The organism is Gordonia sp. SMJS1 (assembly GCF_029866425.1).
Lineage (GTDB): Bacteria > Actinomycetota > Actinomycetes > Mycobacteriales > Mycobacteriaceae > Gordonia > Gordonia hongkongensis.
Window position 1 is genome coordinate 3,891,486 of sequence record NZ_CP123381.1, and the last position, 14,707, is coordinate 3,906,192.

Annotated in this window: 17 protein-coding genes and 1 pseudogene; 4 read left to right on the plus strand and 14 right to left on the minus strand. The window is 68.9% G+C overall.

The features are described 5' to 3' along the window. Window positions 1–78: 78 nt before the first annotated feature. The 11 genes and pseudogenes from QAD21_RS17860 to QAD21_RS17910 form a co-directional block, all read right to left on the minus strand. Window positions 79–258 (minus strand): methionine/alanine import family NSS transporter small subunit, encoded by a 180-nt coding sequence (locus QAD21_RS17860; RefSeq protein ID WP_165629749.1) that lies wholly within the window; start codon window positions 256–258, stop codon window positions 79–81. Continuing rightward, window positions 255–1,832 carry a sodium-dependent transporter gene (locus tag QAD21_RS17865; protein WP_165629748.1) on the minus strand — a complete coding sequence of 526 codons (1,578 nt, stop codon included), beginning with the start codon at window positions 1,830–1,832 and terminating at the stop codon, window positions 255–257. Before QAD21_RS17865 ends, QAD21_RS17860 begins: the two co-directional genes overlap by 4 nt. A 188-nt stretch (window positions 1,833–2,020) precedes the next feature. Then, complete coding sequence (locus QAD21_RS17870; RefSeq protein ID WP_058251950.1) at window positions 2,021–2,323, minus strand: WXG100 family type VII secretion target; 303 nt, start codon at window positions 2,321–2,323, stop codon at window positions 2,021–2,023. A gap of 46 nt (window positions 2,324–2,369) precedes the next feature. Beyond that, complete coding sequence (locus QAD21_RS17875; protein WP_014927790.1) at window positions 2,370–2,693, minus strand: WXG100 family type VII secretion target; 324 nt, start codon at window positions 2,691–2,693, stop codon at window positions 2,370–2,372. A gap of 118 nt (window positions 2,694–2,811) precedes the next feature. Further along, window positions 2,812–3,642, minus strand: a complete 831-nt coding sequence (locus QAD21_RS17880; protein WP_280359918.1) for an ESX secretion-associated protein EspG — start codon at window positions 3,640–3,642, stop codon at window positions 2,812–2,814. Next, window positions 3,639–4,698, minus strand: a pseudogene (locus tag QAD21_RS17885) (PPE domain-containing protein). Before QAD21_RS17885 ends, QAD21_RS17880 begins: the two are co-directional and overlap by 4 nt. A gap of 77 nt (window positions 4,699–4,775) precedes the next feature. After that, entirely contained in the window at window positions 4,776–5,087 is a 312-nt protein-coding gene (locus QAD21_RS17890; protein ID WP_165629746.1) for a PE family protein, read from the minus strand. Beyond that, a complete protein-coding gene (locus tag QAD21_RS17895) occupies window positions 5,084–6,376 on the minus strand; it encodes a hypothetical protein (RefSeq protein ID WP_240201559.1) in 1,293 nt (430 codons plus the stop codon). Before QAD21_RS17895 ends, QAD21_RS17890 begins: the two co-directional genes overlap by 4 nt. A gap of 47 nt (window positions 6,377–6,423) precedes the next feature. Then, the gene (locus QAD21_RS17900) at window positions 6,424–6,732 is read right to left on the minus strand and encodes a type VII secretion target (RefSeq protein WP_058251955.1); all 309 of its coding nucleotides are present in this window, start codon (window positions 6,730–6,732) and stop codon (window positions 6,424–6,426) included. A gap of 58 nt (window positions 6,733–6,790) precedes the next feature. Continuing rightward, window positions 6,791–7,102, minus strand: coding sequence for a YbaB/EbfC family nucleoid-associated protein (locus QAD21_RS17905; RefSeq protein ID WP_078113319.1), 312 nt, complete (start codon window positions 7,100–7,102; stop codon window positions 6,791–6,793). A gap of 8 nt (window positions 7,103–7,110) precedes the next feature. After that, window positions 7,111–7,491, minus strand: coding sequence for a hypothetical protein (locus QAD21_RS17910; protein WP_058251956.1), 381 nt, complete (start codon window positions 7,489–7,491; stop codon window positions 7,111–7,113). 373 nt (window positions 7,492–7,864) lie between these two features. Between QAD21_RS17910 and QAD21_RS17915 the strand changes: the two genes are divergently transcribed. Further along, complete coding sequence (locus QAD21_RS17915) at window positions 7,865–9,481, plus strand: MinD/ParA family protein (protein WP_068971012.1); 1,617 nt, start codon at window positions 7,865–7,867, stop codon at window positions 9,479–9,481. Window positions 9,482–9,802: 321 nt separating this feature from the next. On the opposite strand, the gene QAD21_RS17920 is transcribed toward QAD21_RS17915, so the two are convergent. After that, the gene (locus QAD21_RS17920) at window positions 9,803–10,429 is read right to left on the minus strand and encodes a DedA family protein (RefSeq protein ID WP_068969975.1); all 627 of its coding nucleotides are present in this window, start codon (window positions 10,427–10,429) and stop codon (window positions 9,803–9,805) included. A gap of 242 nt (window positions 10,430–10,671) precedes the next feature. On the opposite strand from QAD21_RS17920, the gene QAD21_RS17925 reads away from it, so the two are divergent. From QAD21_RS17925 to QAD21_RS17935, 3 genes are read left to right on the plus strand one after another with little or no spacing between them, the layout of a single operon-like run. Further along, window positions 10,672–11,748 carry an alpha/beta hydrolase gene (locus QAD21_RS17925; protein ID WP_165629744.1) on the plus strand — a complete coding sequence of 359 codons (1,077 nt, stop codon included), beginning with the start codon at window positions 10,672–10,674 and terminating at the stop codon, window positions 11,746–11,748. A 34-nt stretch (window positions 11,749–11,782) separates the two neighbouring features. Further along, complete coding sequence (locus QAD21_RS17930; protein WP_068969962.1) at window positions 11,783–12,307, plus strand: hypothetical protein; 525 nt, start codon at window positions 11,783–11,785, stop codon at window positions 12,305–12,307. A 59-nt stretch (window positions 12,308–12,366) separates the two neighbouring features. After that, entirely contained in the window at window positions 12,367–13,092 is a 726-nt protein-coding gene (locus QAD21_RS17935) for an NINE protein (protein WP_280359920.1), read from the plus strand. An 89-nt stretch (window positions 13,093–13,181) separates the two neighbouring features. On the opposite strand, the gene truA is transcribed toward QAD21_RS17935, so the two are convergent. Both truA and rplQ read right to left on the minus strand, forming a co-directional pair. Next, window positions 13,182–14,120 (minus strand): tRNA pseudouridine(38-40) synthase TruA, encoded by a 939-nt coding sequence (gene truA / locus QAD21_RS17940; RefSeq protein ID WP_083207441.1) that lies wholly within the window; start codon window positions 14,118–14,120, stop codon window positions 13,182–13,184. After that, window positions 14,077–14,697: a 50S ribosomal protein L17 gene (gene rplQ, locus QAD21_RS17945; protein WP_165629742.1), complete on the minus strand. Its 621-nt coding sequence runs from the start codon at window positions 14,695–14,697 to the stop codon at window positions 14,077–14,079. Before rplQ ends, truA begins: the two co-directional genes overlap by 44 nt. Window positions 14,698–14,707 lie beyond the last annotated feature (10 nt).

Below are 14,707 nucleotides of genomic sequence, written 5' to 3' on the forward strand. Positions count from 1 at the left end.
CGTCGATGCAGGCGCGAATGCGTTCGATCCAGGCTAACCGAACGAGCGGGCGGTTCCGAGGGGCAGGTGCTCCGAGCCTCAGGTGTCGCGCGAAGGGTGGGGCCGGGCCGCGCGGTCGGCGTCCTCCCGGACCAGGTCCGGATCCTCTGCCAAGTCCTCCACCTCGGGCCGACGACGGAGGAACACGATGCTCGCGACGAGCCCACCCCACACGATGGTGATCGACACGATGAGCATGACGATGGCGATACCGTTCATCGGACGGTCTCCTTCGTGGACGGGCCGGAGGTGCGGCCGGTGTCGGCCAGCGGTGGCCACGGTAGGAAGTCCGGTTGATCCCGGCCCTTCCAGGACGGCAGGGTGAGCAGCACCGCAGCCACGACGACCAGCGCGATCGTGCCCCAGCCGAAGACGCCGAGGTACCACGTCGGGTACCCCTCGTATCCCTCGTCGATGACCGACCACACCTTCTGCACCAGCATGATCGTGAGGAAGATCGGCGCCACGACCCCGACGAGCGCCAGCCAGATTTTGCCGACCTTGAACGTCGAGACGGCGTTCAGGTGCTGGCGCAGCATGTCTCCGCGGCGGAGCACCCAGATGAGGATGACCGTCATCATGATCGCCGACGCGACGACGCCGACGTTGTTGGCGAACATGTCCACCGTGTCGAGGGCGATCAGGCCCGAGGTCGTGGAGAACAGGGCGATCGAGATCAGACCACAGATGCCGGAGACGCCGACCGCCGCCTTGGTGCGGCTGATGCCCCATTTGTCCTGGAGCGCACCGGACACACCGATCATCAGCGAGATGAGCGAGGTGAAGCCCGCGATCACGAGCGAGCCGAAGAACAGCGCCCCGAAGAACGCGGCGCCCGGCATCTCCGAGATGACGGCCGGGAACGTGACGAAGGACAGGATCGGACCGGTCAGACCCTCGAGATCCGAGACGGCCACCTGCTGCTGGTAGGCCAGGAAGCCGAGCGCCGAGAACACGCCGATGCCGGCGAGGATCTCGAACGAGGAGTTGGCGAACGCGACGACCAGACCCGAGCTGGTCATGTTGGCCCGGCGTCGCTGGAACGACGCATAGGCGATCATGATGCCGAACGCGATCGACAACGAGAAGAAGATCTGGCTGTAGGCCGCGATCCACACGTCGAGGTCCTTCAGCGCGGCCCACTGCGGGGTGAAGAGGGCGTTGAGCCCGTCGGCGGCGCCGGGCAGGGTGATTGCCCGGATCACCAGCCCGGTGAACCCGATGAACAGCAACGGGATGAACACGATGTTGACCTTCTCGATGCCGTTGGCGACACCGAGCGCCAGGACGGCCAGCACCGCGAGCCACACGATGACCAGGGGCAGTGCGACGCCGCCGACGACGGTCGTCGAGACACCCGGATCACCGACCTGGAGGTAGTCCTGGGTGAAGAAGGTCGCCGGGTCGTCGCCCCAGCTCTGGTTGAACGAGAAGAAGAAGTAGCTGGCGGCCCAGGCGATGACCGCCGCGTAGTAGACGCCGATGACGAACAGCAGACCGGTCTGGAACCAGCCCAGCGCCTCGACCGGCTTCTTGATGCGTCGGAACGACAGTGGTGCGGTGCCGCGGAAGCGGTGCCCGACCGCGTAGTCGAGGAACAGCACGGGAATGCCCGCGGTCAGCAGGGCGACCAGATACGGGATGAGGAACGCGCCGCCGCCGCTCTCGTACGCGACGCCCGGGAAGCGCCAGATGTTGCCGAGGCCCACTGCGGAACCGATTGCGGCGAAGATGAAGCCGGAGTTCCGGGTGAACTGCTCCCGACCACCTCCGACGGTCTTGGCAGATGCCACCGCTTACCTCCTCGTCGAGATCTGCGCCCTCGGGGTACGGGTGCCGCGAGGTCTGTAGACGTCGACGCTATCGCACGAAGCGGGACTCCCGCGGGCGTTGGCAGACGGCGCGCCCGAACGCGAACGGGGACCCCCGGCGCACGGCCGTGGGTCCCCGTCCTGACGTTGGGCTACGAGTCGGTCGGCGGTCAGACGAGACCGCGGAAACCCGTTCCGATCGCTGCGTCGGTGTCCTGCATGACACGGCTGGCGTTGCTCACACCCTGCTCCAGCGCGGTCAGCGAGTCACGGGACTGGGTGAAGATCCGATCGAAGGCGCCCTGCGCGTCGACGTAGGCAGCCTTGGCCTGCTGGGAGTTCCAGTTCCCGTCGAGGGCGGCGACCTGCGCCTTGAGCTGCGAGTTCAGGTCCTCGAGCCGGGTGAAGGCAGCCCGGAGGCCGCCGCTGAGATCGCCGAGAGCGGCGAAGTCGTAATTGATCGAGCCGTTCATGGTGGGTTCCTTTCGCAGAACGTGAGGTTCGGGATGCGGACCGGTGTCAGACGCTGGTGTTGAGTCCGCGCGCGGCAGCCGCGTCCTGGTCCTCGTAACCGGCGAAGCCGTTGGTGAGCTGGGTCTTGATCTGCTCCAGCAGCTGGTTCATGGTCAGCGCGGCCTTGTTCCAGTCGGTGTGCGTGCCGTCGAACGCGACACCGGCCGAGCCCTGCCACGTGGGTGTGGCGTTTCCGGCGTGCTGGGCGATCTGGTTGATGACGGCCTTCATGTCCTCGACGAGACTGCCGACCTTGGCTGCGGTGGCCTGTCCGTCCGCGACGTTCACGGTGACGCCGGCGCCGCCGCCTGCTCCGGGCAAGTTCAGCATGAGTGCTCCTCCTGTGTAACGGCACCGTTTGGCGATGCCCCCGTTGGTATCCGTGACACAGATACCCCTGACAGTTGATTCCCGCGGCGGTCTGTTCCGCGGAATCCCCCGATGCGGATCATGGCATCCATTTCCCGTCGGGCAGGGTCTCTATCAACAGGCTGACCGCCTGTGCGATTCGATGACCCGTTCCCGGCGAGAAGGTGGTCCACACCCGACCGTCCGGGGACTTGCTGGGACTGGACACGATTCGACCCCGTTCGGTGTCGAAAATCGCGACAGCTCCAGAAGATTGAGCGAATCGTCCGTCCTCGTTCATCGAGGCGACGACCTCGGTGCGGGTCCGGCACGACGCGAACCCTGCCGAGACGACGACGGCATCGGCCGGTGCGGCGCCGAGCGCGTGCAGGGCGTCGGTCGTCTCGGTGCCGGCCCGACAACGGCCGAGCCGGTCGACGACCTCGTCGGACGGAGCCGAGAAGGCCGTGAATTCAGCCGGCTCCGCGGCGGATTCGAGAGCGTCGAACTGAGCCCGCACCACCGCGGCGAGGGCCTCAACGTCGGCGACATCGACGACCGTGACGTCGACGCGACGGCCCGTCCGCGTCACGAGTGCGTGGTCGTGGCCGTTGCGCGCCACACAGATTCGGCGAACCGCGTCGTCAGTGTAGGAGCGGATCTCGATCTCGCGCTGCGGTTGCGCCAGCACCCGTAGCACCGTCGACGCCCACGGTGTGGGCTCACCGTGCTCGACGAGTTCGAGCGCCGCGATCACCGCGTCGGGGTCGGCTTGGGTGACGTTGGCGGAGTCATTCCCGGTGTCGGACTCCGCGGCAACGTTCCCGAGGTCGAGGACGACCGGCCAGGTCTGGACTCCGAAACGTTCGCCGAGCCGGCACAGGACTGCGGCATCGAACGTCATCCCGGCGTCGTGCACGATCGGCATCATCGGCGTTCACCCGGGTTGCCGAGCATCAGCGTCTCCGATAGGTAGCGCGGATCGACGTCGGGCATTCCGTGCCCGTCTGGCGCCGAGACATAATGCGCAGCAGGACGATCCGACGTGGCCAGCTCGGCCCAGGTCGTCTGTTCCGTGGATTCGGTCGCCACCGAGGGCGGAGGGTCGGACGAGTCCAGTTCGGCGGCGTCGGCGCCGACGGTGCGGACGACCGAACCGCGGTCCGCCGTGGCGACACCCGGGGCCACCGGCGGCGGTACGCCGGGGCCGGTGCCGGGGGCCGACGCCCCCGGAGCGCCGCCGGAACGTCGTGGCGGGGACCTGCGATGGTCCGCTCGCGACGATCGTCGGTGCGTACTTCAGCTTCTCGGGCGGCGGCAGGAACACTCCCCCTATGCCCGCGGGCATCGCCGCACCCAGAGGCGCGGCCGGCGCCGGGGTCGGAGGTGGCGCGGCGGCCGCGCGGGCCGCCGCCGCCCGCTCGGCGGCGAGCGCGTCACCGGACACGAGCCCCGGTGCGGGTTTCGCCGATTCCCACGGCGCGGCAACAGGTTCGGTGGCATTCTCGTACGTCTGCATCACACGGGCAGCCCGCATTCGCTGGTGCGCGACCGCACGCTCGGCATGGGCGGCCGCACCGGCGATGATCGGTGCGACCGCGGTGGCGGTGGTTGCGATCCCGTGCAGTTTCTCGACGACGTCGACCTCGGCGAGGTCGGGCATGTTCAACCGCGCGACCGTGATCGCCGCGGCCTGGGCTTCGGCGCGTGTGGCATTCTCGGCCGCCTCGGTCGCGACTTCGGCGAACCACGGGGCCAGCCGGGTCAGCTTCTCGAAAGCCGCACTGGTGTGGGCGGACTGCCAATGTGCCCCCAGGCGTGCCAGCACGGCGGCGTACTCGACACCGGCTTCCCCGACCTCCGCGGCGAGAGCGGCCCAGGCCAGGCCAGCTTCCGCCAGCGGCGCGGGCCCAGGACCGGCGCCGAGGTCGGCGGCGAGCTGTTCGGTCGGACGGGTGTCCCAGTTGACTCCGGTGAAGCCGATCACGAGCGCCTCCCTTCGATGCCGGCGGGTTGTGGATGTGCGAGCGGAATGATGTTGCTATGCAGGGGGTTCGCGCTCTCCTACAACGCCACGCGGAAGGCGTCCGACGCCTCGGCATCACCCTCGATGAAGCCGGCGGCCTGCGCGCGGAGTACGGCGGCGATCTTCCGCATCTCCAGAACTCCCGTCGCCGTGTCCGTTTCGAACTTCTCGGCTACCGTCGTGAAACTCTCGGCAGCTGCGGTCGAGACCTCATCGCGACCCTGCGCGGCCACGGGCAACGCCCGACCGGCGGCGGTGAGCGCGTGCTCCAGGCGATCGGCGATCCGGTCGAGGTCGCTTGCCGCCGAGACCAGTTCGGCGGGTTCGACGCGGAGTTGCGAGTTGCTCATACTTCCTCGTTTCGTTTCGGACCGGGCACGCCCAGTCGCAGTTCGATGTCCGGGCTGGGATCGGGTTCTGCGGCTTCCTCATGGCCGATGACCGCTGGCGCGACCTCAGGCGACTCACCGACCACGCGACGGCCGTTGTCCTCGGTGACCAGATAGTCGGGTACCGAGTGCTGGTCGTCCGCAGCGCCCGCGCCCCGCGCGCCGGCGGCACCCATCGGGGCACCGCCCATCGGTGCGCCACCCATCGGCATCGCGGCAGGCGCCGTCACAGGCCTGGCGGTCGTCGATGCGCCGAGCGCGGGTTCGCCGAGGGTGAAGTTCGTCGGGACGGTCGGCCGCGAAGCACCCAGCGGCGTCGCTATTCCGCCCACGCCGCCGATGCCACCGCCACCGCCGCCTCCCCCGCCACCACCACCGCCGCCCGCGCCCTTCGACTTCGGCGACAGCGCAGCCGGGGCGATGCCGGGAGAACCGTGTTCGACGTTCAGCATCTTGCTGATCGGTTGCATCAGCGAGGTGGGCAGTTCGGTGGCCGTCGACATCGCCGGCGACACGACGTCGAGGATCGAACTGGCCAGCGTGAACGGCGATTGTCCCGCGCCCGCGGTGGGCGCACCGGTGACGGCGACCGGGGCACCGTTCACGGCCATCGCCGTCGTCGGGCCGAGTAGTTCGGCCCGGGTCACCGCGACCGCGGCGGTCGCCTGCGACAGTCCGACAGAGGCGAACCCGGCCGCTGCTGCGAAGCCCGCACCGACCGCCGGTGTCATCATCATGGGGACCGCCATGCTGGTGATCTTCGCGACCGTCGCCGCGATGATCCCCTGCACCACTGCCAATCCCTTGGCGACGATCGCCGCGGCCGTTTTGGTGTCGAGCGAGATCCCCGACCCCTGCGTGGCCAGAGCCGAGCTGTTCGCCCCCGCCTCGGCGGTCTTGGCGCCGGCGCTCACCGCGCCCTGCCCGGTCCACAGCTGGTCGGCGAGCTTGAGTGCGCTCTGCCCCATCGTCATCGACGTCTCGAGCACCTTGGTGAGGCTCTCGAAGATGACGGTCGGGTCGAATCCGCCACCCGAGAGATCACCGGTGCCGAAACCACCTAGCAGATCGGTCATCGGTTTGATGAACATGTCCAGGTTCGGTGGCTGCAGCGGTGGCAGTCCCGGCATCGGCGGCAACGGGGGCAGCACCGGCAGCGGAGGCAGACCCAGTCCGCCCAGGACGTCGGCGACCGTGCGGTCGAGGATCGGGCCGAGCGGGGTCGCCTCGATCATCTCCTGCACCGTCATGTGGTTCAGGGCAGGCACATCCGGGATGCCCGGTAGCGGTGGAACCGTCACAGCACCGAACGGATGGCTGCGGCACTGGCGGCATCGGTGCCCTCGAACTCGGCGAGACCCGCCGCAGTCGACGCCGCGGTGGCGGCATGGACGGCCGCGAGCTGCCCCACCGACATGAGGTGACTGGCCTGCGCAGCGATGAACGCGGCGAGGAACTCCTGCCCGATGAGCCCGAAGACGGGGACCATCGCCGCGGTGTTGGCCGCGGCGTCGATCGACCCGGCGGTGCCGACGGCGGTCGCCATCGCGGCGTTCGTGGCGGCGAAGCCCTCGAGCACCTCCGGCGTCACCTTGACGTTCGTCATTCTCGAACCCCCTCGTGGGTGTCAGTCTGATGGATCGGTGTCATGTCGGCCGGGTCCGTCATTCGGCCGGACGAGCGGCCAGCATGTCGCCGAACGACTCGTTGAACTCCTCGGTCACCGCGGCGATCCGGGCGTAGACCTTCTGTGCGGCCAGCGCGGCGGTCGTCACGACCTGGTCGGCCAGCCGGCTCGCACCGAGTTCGTTGGCGCCGTAGGCGAATTCGAGGTCGATGAGCGCGCCCTTGCCGTCCACCTCGGCGGTGACCAGCCCGTCGGACGACGTCTCCCGGACCGAGATCGCGCGTAGCTTCTCCTGAAACCCGTGCAGGCCGTCGAGCTGCCGTTGCGCGCGCGCCTCGAGTTCGTCCATCCCCCAGGTCATCGCTGCAACCACGACGCGGGCGCGTCGGCTTCCTCGTCGTCGCGCCATTCGGCTCGTGCGAGATCGTCCGGGCGGGGCAACTGCATCTCCTGCACGAGGTCTCGGTCGATGCCGGCGGCGAGCAGGTTCTCGCGGAGCCGGATACCGGCGGACATCGCCGCCTGCTGACAGAGTCGGAGGATGTCGCCGGCGAGCAGAGCCGGATCCTTGTCGAGTTCGGACGCCTCGATACGAACCGCCACCGGAAGACCTTGCGCGGTGGTCCGGACGCCGAGCCCGCCCGACCGTGACCGCGCGGTCACGAACTCGTGCAACACCGCCCACGGGTCGTCGGGATCACCGTCGACGAGATCCCGAGGATCGTCGGAGTAGGTCATGGAAAGCTGCACCCCCTTCACGCCGAATATGACGCAGCCGGGGTCCCTTCCGGTTCCATCGAATTTTCGTTCGACGGAACCAGACCTCCCACATACGGATCCGTGAAGAACCGCGCACCCCGCTGCGCACATGTGTTGAGTGCCTGCATAGTGCCATACTCGGTTCGGCCCCACCACACCAGAGATGCACTATGCCGAACGCGTGTCTTCGAGGCGGCCCTGTGGACGTCGTCCGGACCAGGTCGAGGACCTTGGGTAGACTGCCGCAGGACGCAGCCGGGGTCGATCGACAAAACGGGGTGGATCGCTGCACGCCTCGCCGAACTCGCCGCAACGCGATCGGCGCCCGGCCGCTTGACCAGAGGATTCGCCGATGACGTACGAGAACCCGACGAGACCGGACGGAACCGGGCCCGGCGCTCCTGATGCCGACGCCCCGGCGCCGCCGCCCTGGCTGCAGTTCGCCCCGCCGACCGCCGCTCCACAACAGCCGCCGGCTGCAGCGCCCGCGCCGCCCGCACCCCGGGGACCGTCCGCACGTCCGGACAGCGCATCACCGGCCCGCGAGACGATGCCCCCGCGGCCGGACTTCGAAAGCCGGTCGGCGCCACCGCCCGACCACGCCGGCGCCGCCGACCACCCCGGGGCCGCGCCCGCCGATCCGCATCCTCACGGCGGGCCCGTTCCGCCGGAGTCGCGTCCCGAGATCTCACCGACCGAGAACCCGGTCGCTGCCCCGTGGTCGCCGCAGGCCCCTCCCGTCCCGGGGCCGGACCACTTCGGACCCGACAACCTCGGACCCGGGCACGTCACCGGCCCGGCACCGTCATCCGGAATGCCGCCGCACCCCGCCTCGCCGCAGATCGTGCCGCCCGCCCCGCCGGCTCCCCAGTCCGCTCCCGCGTGGTCCGCCCAGCCGGGGATGCCACCGACTCCGGTCGCCGGCCATCACCCTCCGCCGTACGCGGGTCCGGCTCCGATGGGCCCCGGTCCCGCCCCCGCCTTTCCCGGGCAGCCGATGCAGCACGGATACGGGCCGCCGTCGGGAGGCCCCTCGCTCGACGAGGTGGCACTCATCCGGAAGGCTCGTCGGGCGCCGAGTCGCGGCTGGCGTCGTGCGGTGCACACGCTGTCTGCCGGTGCGATCAATCCCGGTGAGTCGCAGGGCGACATCGAATACCAGCAGCTGCTCGAACGGGTGAACCGGCCGGTCCGGGGCGACTATCGGATCGCCGTGCTGTCGCTGAAGGGCGGAGTCGGCAAGACGACGACCACCGTCGGCCTCGGCTCGACGTTCGCCTCCCTGCGGGGCGACCGCGTCATCGCCGTCGACGCCAATCCCGACCTCGGTACGCTCGCACAGCGCATTCCGCAGCAGACTCGGTCGACCGTCCGCGACCTGCTCGCCGATGAGAACGTCTACCGCTACTCAGACGTCCGGGCCCACACGTCGCAGGCGCCGAGTCGCCTCGAAGTCCTTGCCTCCGAACGAGACCCGGCGATGGCCGAGGCGTTCAACGAGGAGGAATACCGCGGCGTCATCACCGTGCTGCAGCGCTTCTACAACATCATCATCACCGACTGCGGCACCGGTCTGAGCCACTCGGCGATGAACGGGGTCCTCGACCTCGCGAACACGATCATCCTCGTCAGTTCCCCGGCTCTCGACGGCGCCCGCAGCGCCGGCGCGACCCTGGACTGGCTGGAGGCGCACGGTTTCGGACACCTCGTCTCGCGCGCCGTGGTCGTCCTGAGTTCGTCGCGACCCGGGTCGTCGACCATCGACACCGACCAGCTGGGTCAGCACTTCCTCACGCGGTGCCGCGCCGTGCACAAGATCCCGTTCGACGACCATCTCGCCGAAGGCGCGGACGTCGACCTCGAACTGATGTCGAAGCCGACGAAGCGGTCGTTCGTCGAACTCGCCGCGACCATCGCCGACGATTTCTCGGGTGGTCCCGGACAACGAGAAGAGCCGTTCCTCCGCTGACCGACCCCTGATCCCGGGGGGCGGCCGACGGGACCTGGTGAGACGCGGGGCCGACCCTTCGTGACGCGCCCTCCGCAGGCTCCGGGCGCTCCTCAGGGACCGGTGGTTGGTCGCGCCTTTCCGCAGGCTCCGGGCGCTCCTCAGGGAGCGTGGGTTGGTCGCGCCTTTCCGCAGGCTCCGGGCGCTCCTCAGGGAGCGGCGGTTGGTCGCGCCTTTCCGCGAGCTCCGGGCGCTCCTCAGGGGAGCAGAGGGAGGGCGTCGCTTGCACCCCTCAGACCAGCGATTTTGTTGTTCTTTCGGATCAGGGACCGGCGGTTCGCCTCAAGGCGTCTCGGCGCGCCGATCCCGGCGCGCGATCCGCCAGCGCCGACCGAAGTGGATGAACGTCGGTATGACGATCGTGCACACGGAGGCGATGATGAAGATCTCGATGTTGTCGCGGATGACCGGGATGTTGCCGAGGAAGTAGCCGAGCAGGATGATCCCGGCCGCCCAGGTGAAACTGCCGAGCACACTGAACAGGGTGAACGTCCGATGTGGCATGCCGCTGAAGCCGGCGACCAGCGGGGTCAGGGTGCGGACGATCCCGATGAACCGGCCGAAGAACACGGTGAGCGGCCCGAAGCGGTCGAAGTAGTGGTTCGTCTTGGCGAGATACTCGGGTCCGATGGTGCGCATCAGTTTGCCCTCGACCACCCCGCGCCCCACACGGCGGCCGATGAAGTAGCCGCACTGGTCGCCGACGATCGCCGCCAGCGGCACAGCCAGGCACAACAGCCACAGCGGTGCGAAGGGATCGGGTTGCGCAGCGAACACGCCGGCGGTGAAGAGCACCGAGTCGCCGGGAAAGATGAACCCGACCAGGATGCCGGTCTCCACGAAGATCAGCACGCAGAGTCCGATGAGGCCACCGGTGGCCACGAAGGACTCGATGTCGAAGGGGTTCATCGAATCCAACACTAGTGGCGCAGCGACCCGCCGGGGCCCGGTGACCGTCGCGACGTGGCAAAGCGTCGGCAACCATTCAGATCCCGGCAACCCAGGTCGCAGCCGGCACCCGGCACCCGACGCGCACGACGACCGGTGATGCGGTTTACTCGACGCCAAGCGGGACAACGCACCATTGCCATCCACCGCTCCGTCGCGAGGACGCGACCGACACCGCCCGAGCGACACCGAGGGGAGAGACAGTGCCCACCAAGCACCGGGATCCGTCCCCGACCACGACGTCCGGTCCGACGCTGCGTCCGGTCTCCGACACCGACGTCCGCATCGAGTACCACACCATCCACGGCTACCGGCGCGCCTACCGGATCGCCGGCAGCGGTCCGGCGCTGCTGCTCATCCACGGCATCGGTGACAACTCGTCGACGTGGGACGAGGTCATCCCGATCCTCGCGCAGCACTACACCGTCATCGCACCCGACCTGCTCGGCCACGGGGAATCGGACAAGCCACGCGCCGACTACTCGGTGCCGGCCTTCGCCAACGGCATGCGCGACCTCCTCGTCGTCCTGGGGATCAGCAAGGTGACGGTCGTCGGCCACTCCCTGGGCGGCGGCGTCGCGATGCAGTTCTGCTATCAGTTCCCGCGCTTCGTCGAGCGCCTGGTGCTGGTCGCGGCCGGCGGGGTCACCCGCGACGTCAACCCCGCCCTGCGGTTGTTCTCGCTGCCCATCGTCCCGCAGGTGCTGTCGGTACTCCGCGTCCCCGGCGTGATCCCTGGTCTCACGACGCTCGCGAAAGCGATCGTCGCCGCGCCGGTGCCGCCCCTGTTCCCGTCCTCGGCCACGCCCGAACATCTACTGGCCGACCACGAGGACCTCATGCGGGTCCTCGGTGGGCTCGCCGACCCCACCGCGTCGGCCGCCTTCCTCCGTACTCTGCGCGCCGTCGTCGACTGGCGCGGCCAGTCCGTCACGATGCTCGACCGCTGCTACCTCACCGAGCGCCTGCCGGTCCTGCTCGTGTGGGGCGACCGGGACATCGTGATCCCCCATCACCACGGCGAACTGGCGCACTCGGCGATCCCACACTCGGAGTTCGAGACCTTCTCCGGCTCAGGACATTTCCCGTTCCACGACGACCCCGAACGGTTCTGCCGGATCGTCATCGACTTCATCGCGCGCCACGCGCCGGTGGAATTCGACCCGCTCAACTGGCGGCATCTGATGTCCGAGGGCGCCCATCCGGAGCAGTTCGTCGGCGACGACGAGACCGTCGACGAGGTGCTCGAGGCCTTCGGAGACGAGCGCAACGCCACCTGACCCGAAACACACTCGCGTATGCCACCATTGCGGGATGACGTACCCGGGGAATGGCAATGACGGCACCCGTCCGTTGCCGCATCAGCCGAACGCCTACGACTCCAGTCCCGGCTTCGTGCCCGCTCCCGCCCAATTCCCGGGCCCCGGCATGGGTTACGCGCCGCCCGGGCCGTTCTTCGACGCGGGTGCCGCAGCATTACCCGAGCCGCCGCTCGTGGTCATCGGTGACATCACGTGCACCCAGCACTACGTGATCACGCCGTCGGGCACGTTCCCGCTCGCGGGTTCGCAGTGGGAGGTCACCGACATGTCCGTGTCCTCCGAACAGATGTCGCAGACGGGCCTGGTGCTGGCGCTGGTCGGGTTCTTTCTGATCTGCTTTCTGAGTCTGCTGTTCTTGCTGATGAAAGAACGGCGCACAACGGGCTTCATCCAGGTACGGGTCCGGGGCGCGGGCGGCGCGATGCACGTCACCAACATCCCCGCCACGTCGCCCTGGACGATGAGCGATGTGTCCGGTCGCGTGTACCACGCACGCGAACTGGCCACCGTCGCCTGAGCCGCCCGCACGTTCGAGATGAGCACGCCGCTCCATCCAGTCACGAGGAGGACCACCCGATGACCACACCAGACAACCCGGGCGACAAGCCCCACGACCCGTTCGTCAAGCAGCCACCGGCCGACGCCTCGCCGTCGTACGGCACCGACCCCGGCCAGCAGCCGGTGGGTTCGGAGTTCGGCACCGCGGGGCCCTCGCAGCCCGGCGTCGGCAATCCCCAGTACGGCGACCAGCAGTACGGGAGCCAGCAATACGGCGACCAGCAATACGGCGACCAGCAATACGGCGACCAGCAATACGGGAACCAGCAATACGGGAACCAGCAGTACGGGGCACCCCAGCAGTACGGTGACCAGCAGTACGGTGACCAGCAGTACGGTGGCCAGCAGTTCGGGGCACCGCAGCAGTACGGCGCACCCCAGCAGTACGGGGCTCCGCAGGGCGGGTATCCCGCGGCGCCCGGTTACGGCTACGGCGGCGCTCCCGACCCCACTGCTCCCTATGGCCGCGACCCGGCCACCGGCGAACCGCTGTCCGACAAGTCGAAGCTGGTTGCCGGCCTGCTGCAGATCTTCCTGGGCAGCCTGGGCGTCGGCCGCTTCTACATCGGCGACAACACCACCGGCGCGATCCAACTCGGCCTGACGATCCTCGGCTACATCACCGCGATCTTCCTGATCGGGTTCGTCATCATCTTCGGTGTCGCCATCTGGGCGCTGGTCGACGGCATCATGATGCTGACCGGCAGTGTTCGGGACAAGAACGGCCTCAAGCTGGGCAACTGACCGCTGCGCTCGAGGAGGCCCCGGGGATCGGTCCCCGGGGCCTCCTTGTGTCACAACAACTCCGGGGTCGCCGTCGAGACGGCGGGTGGTCACCCACCGCAGCAACCGGTCGACCCGCGCACGTCGCGGGTCACCGTGTTGCGTGCGGCGAGTTCGTCGTCGGCGGGATAGTCGACGCCGACCAGGCACAGACCCCGGGCCTCGGCGACGGGTACCTGGCTACTGCGTTCCCGCTCCTCGAGAAGCCCACGGCACCAGTCGATGTCGCGCCTGCCGTCGCCCACACTCGCGACCGCGCCGACCAGCGACCGCACCATCGACCAGCAGAACGCGTCCGCGCTCACCTCGCCGACGAGGACTCCTTCGGCGTCCCGAGTCCAAGAGAACCGCTGCAATTCCCGGATCGTGGTCGCACCCTCCCGCCGACGGCAGAACGCCGCGAAGTCGTTCAGGCCGAGCAACTCCGACGATGCCGCGTTCAACGCGTCGACGTCGAGCGGCCGACGCCATGTCGCGGTCGTCCGCGCGACCACCGGTTCGGCACCCCACCGTGCATCGGTCAACCGGTAGCGGTAATGCCGGCGCAGCGCCGAGAACCGAGCGTCGAACTCCTCCGGGACGACGCGCACGGCCGTCACCCGGACGTCATCGGGACACATCTTCGCGAGACGCCCGACGAGCGTCGCGGGGTCGCCGGCGATCGATCGGGTCTCCAGCACCGACCGCGGAACCGCGGCGTGTGCGACCTGCCCGGTCGCATGCACACCGGCGTCGGTGCGCCCCGCCACGGTCAGCCGCACTGGCACCCGCAGGACCGTCGACAACCTGGTCTCGAGCTCCTCGCACACGCTGCGCTGGCCGACCTGCCGTGCCCATCCGGCGAAGTCGGTGCCGTCGTACGAGATGTCGAAGCGGAGACGACAGAACCCGCCGGCACCGGAATCGGCGCCGACGGGTTCGGTCTGCGGTTCTCGACTCAGTCGACTACTTCTTCTCACCGTCGACGTCGGCTCCGGCTGCCTCGGCATCGGGAGCGGTCGCGGCGGTGGACTCGTCGTCGACGGCCTCGGCGACAGCTTCGGCGTTGGCGACCTCGGCATCGGTGGCGTCGGCCTCGACGGCCTCCACCACGTTCGCTTCAGCCGAATCGGTATCAGCGACAACCTCTTCGGTGGCGTCGAGCTTGTCCTCGGCGGCCTTCTTGGAGGCGGCGACGCGGGTCGCGCGGCTGGCCTCGCTCGACGCGGTGGACTCGCGCACCAGCTCGATCACGGCCATGGGGGCGTTGTCGCCCTTGCGCGGCAGCGTCTTGATGATGCGGGTGTAGCCACCGGGACGATCGGCGAAGAACGGGCCGATCTCGTCGAACAGCGTGTGCACGACGTCCTTGTCACGGATGTCCTTCAGCACCTCACGGCGGTTGGCCAGCTTGCCGGCCTTGGCGTGGGTGATGATCTTCTCCGCGTACGGACGCAGGCGCTTGGCCTTGGCTTCCGTGGTGGTGATGCGGCCGTGCTCGAAGAGCGAGGTGGCGAGATTCGCCAGCATCGCCTTCTGGTGGCTGGCCGACCCGCCGAGGCGGGCACCCTTGGTGGGCTTGGGCATTGTCTTCTCC

Excerpts from the sequence above, each read along its gene's own strand:
- QAD21_RS17860 (WP_165629749.1), bottom strand. The coding sequence starts at position 258 with ATGAACGGTATCGCCATCGTCATGCTCATCGTGTCGATCACCATCGTG.
- QAD21_RS17870 (WP_058251950.1), bottom strand. The coding sequence starts at position 2,323 with ATGAACGGCTCGATCAATTACGACTTCGCCGCTCTCGGCGATCTCAGC.
- QAD21_RS17875 (WP_014927790.1), bottom strand. The coding sequence starts at position 2,693 with ATGCTGAACTTGCCCGGAGCAGGCGGCGGCGCCGGCGTCACCGTGAAC.
- QAD21_RS17880 (WP_280359918.1), bottom strand. The coding sequence starts at position 3,642 with ATGATGCCGATCGTGCACGACGCCGGGATGACGTTCGATGCCGCAGTC.
- QAD21_RS17890 (WP_165629746.1), bottom strand. The coding sequence starts at position 5,087 with ATGAGCAACTCGCAACTCCGCGTCGAACCCGCCGAACTGGTCTCGGCG.
- QAD21_RS17895 (WP_240201559.1), bottom strand. The coding sequence starts at position 6,376 with ATGACGGTGCAGGAGATGATCGAGGCGACCCCGCTCGGCCCGATCCTC.
- QAD21_RS17900 (WP_058251955.1), bottom strand. The coding sequence starts at position 6,732 with ATGACGAACGTCAAGGTGACGCCGGAGGTGCTCGAGGGCTTCGCCGCC.
- QAD21_RS17905 (WP_078113319.1), bottom strand. The coding sequence starts at position 7,102 with ATGGACGAACTCGAGGCGCGCGCGCAACGGCAGCTCGACGGCCTGCAC.
- QAD21_RS17910 (WP_058251956.1), bottom strand. The coding sequence starts at position 7,491 with ATGACCTACTCCGACGATCCTCGGGATCTCGTCGACGGTGATCCCGAC.
- QAD21_RS17915 (WP_068971012.1), top strand. The coding sequence starts at position 7,865 with ATGACGTACGAGAACCCGACGAGACCGGACGGAACCGGGCCCGGCGCT.
- QAD21_RS17920 (WP_068969975.1), bottom strand. The coding sequence starts at position 10,429 with ATGAACCCCTTCGACATCGAGTCCTTCGTGGCCACCGGTGGCCTCATC.
- QAD21_RS17930 (WP_068969962.1), top strand. The coding sequence starts at position 11,783 with ATGACGTACCCGGGGAATGGCAATGACGGCACCCGTCCGTTGCCGCAT.
- QAD21_RS17935 (WP_280359920.1), top strand. The coding sequence starts at position 12,367 with ATGACCACACCAGACAACCCGGGCGACAAGCCCCACGACCCGTTCGTC.
- truA (WP_083207441.1), bottom strand. The coding sequence starts at position 14,120 with ATGCCGAGGCAGCCGGAGCCGACGTCGACGGTGAGAAGAAGTAGTCGA.
- rplQ (WP_165629742.1), bottom strand. The coding sequence starts at position 14,697 with ATGCCCAAGCCCACCAAGGGTGCCCGCCTCGGCGGGTCGGCCAGCCAC.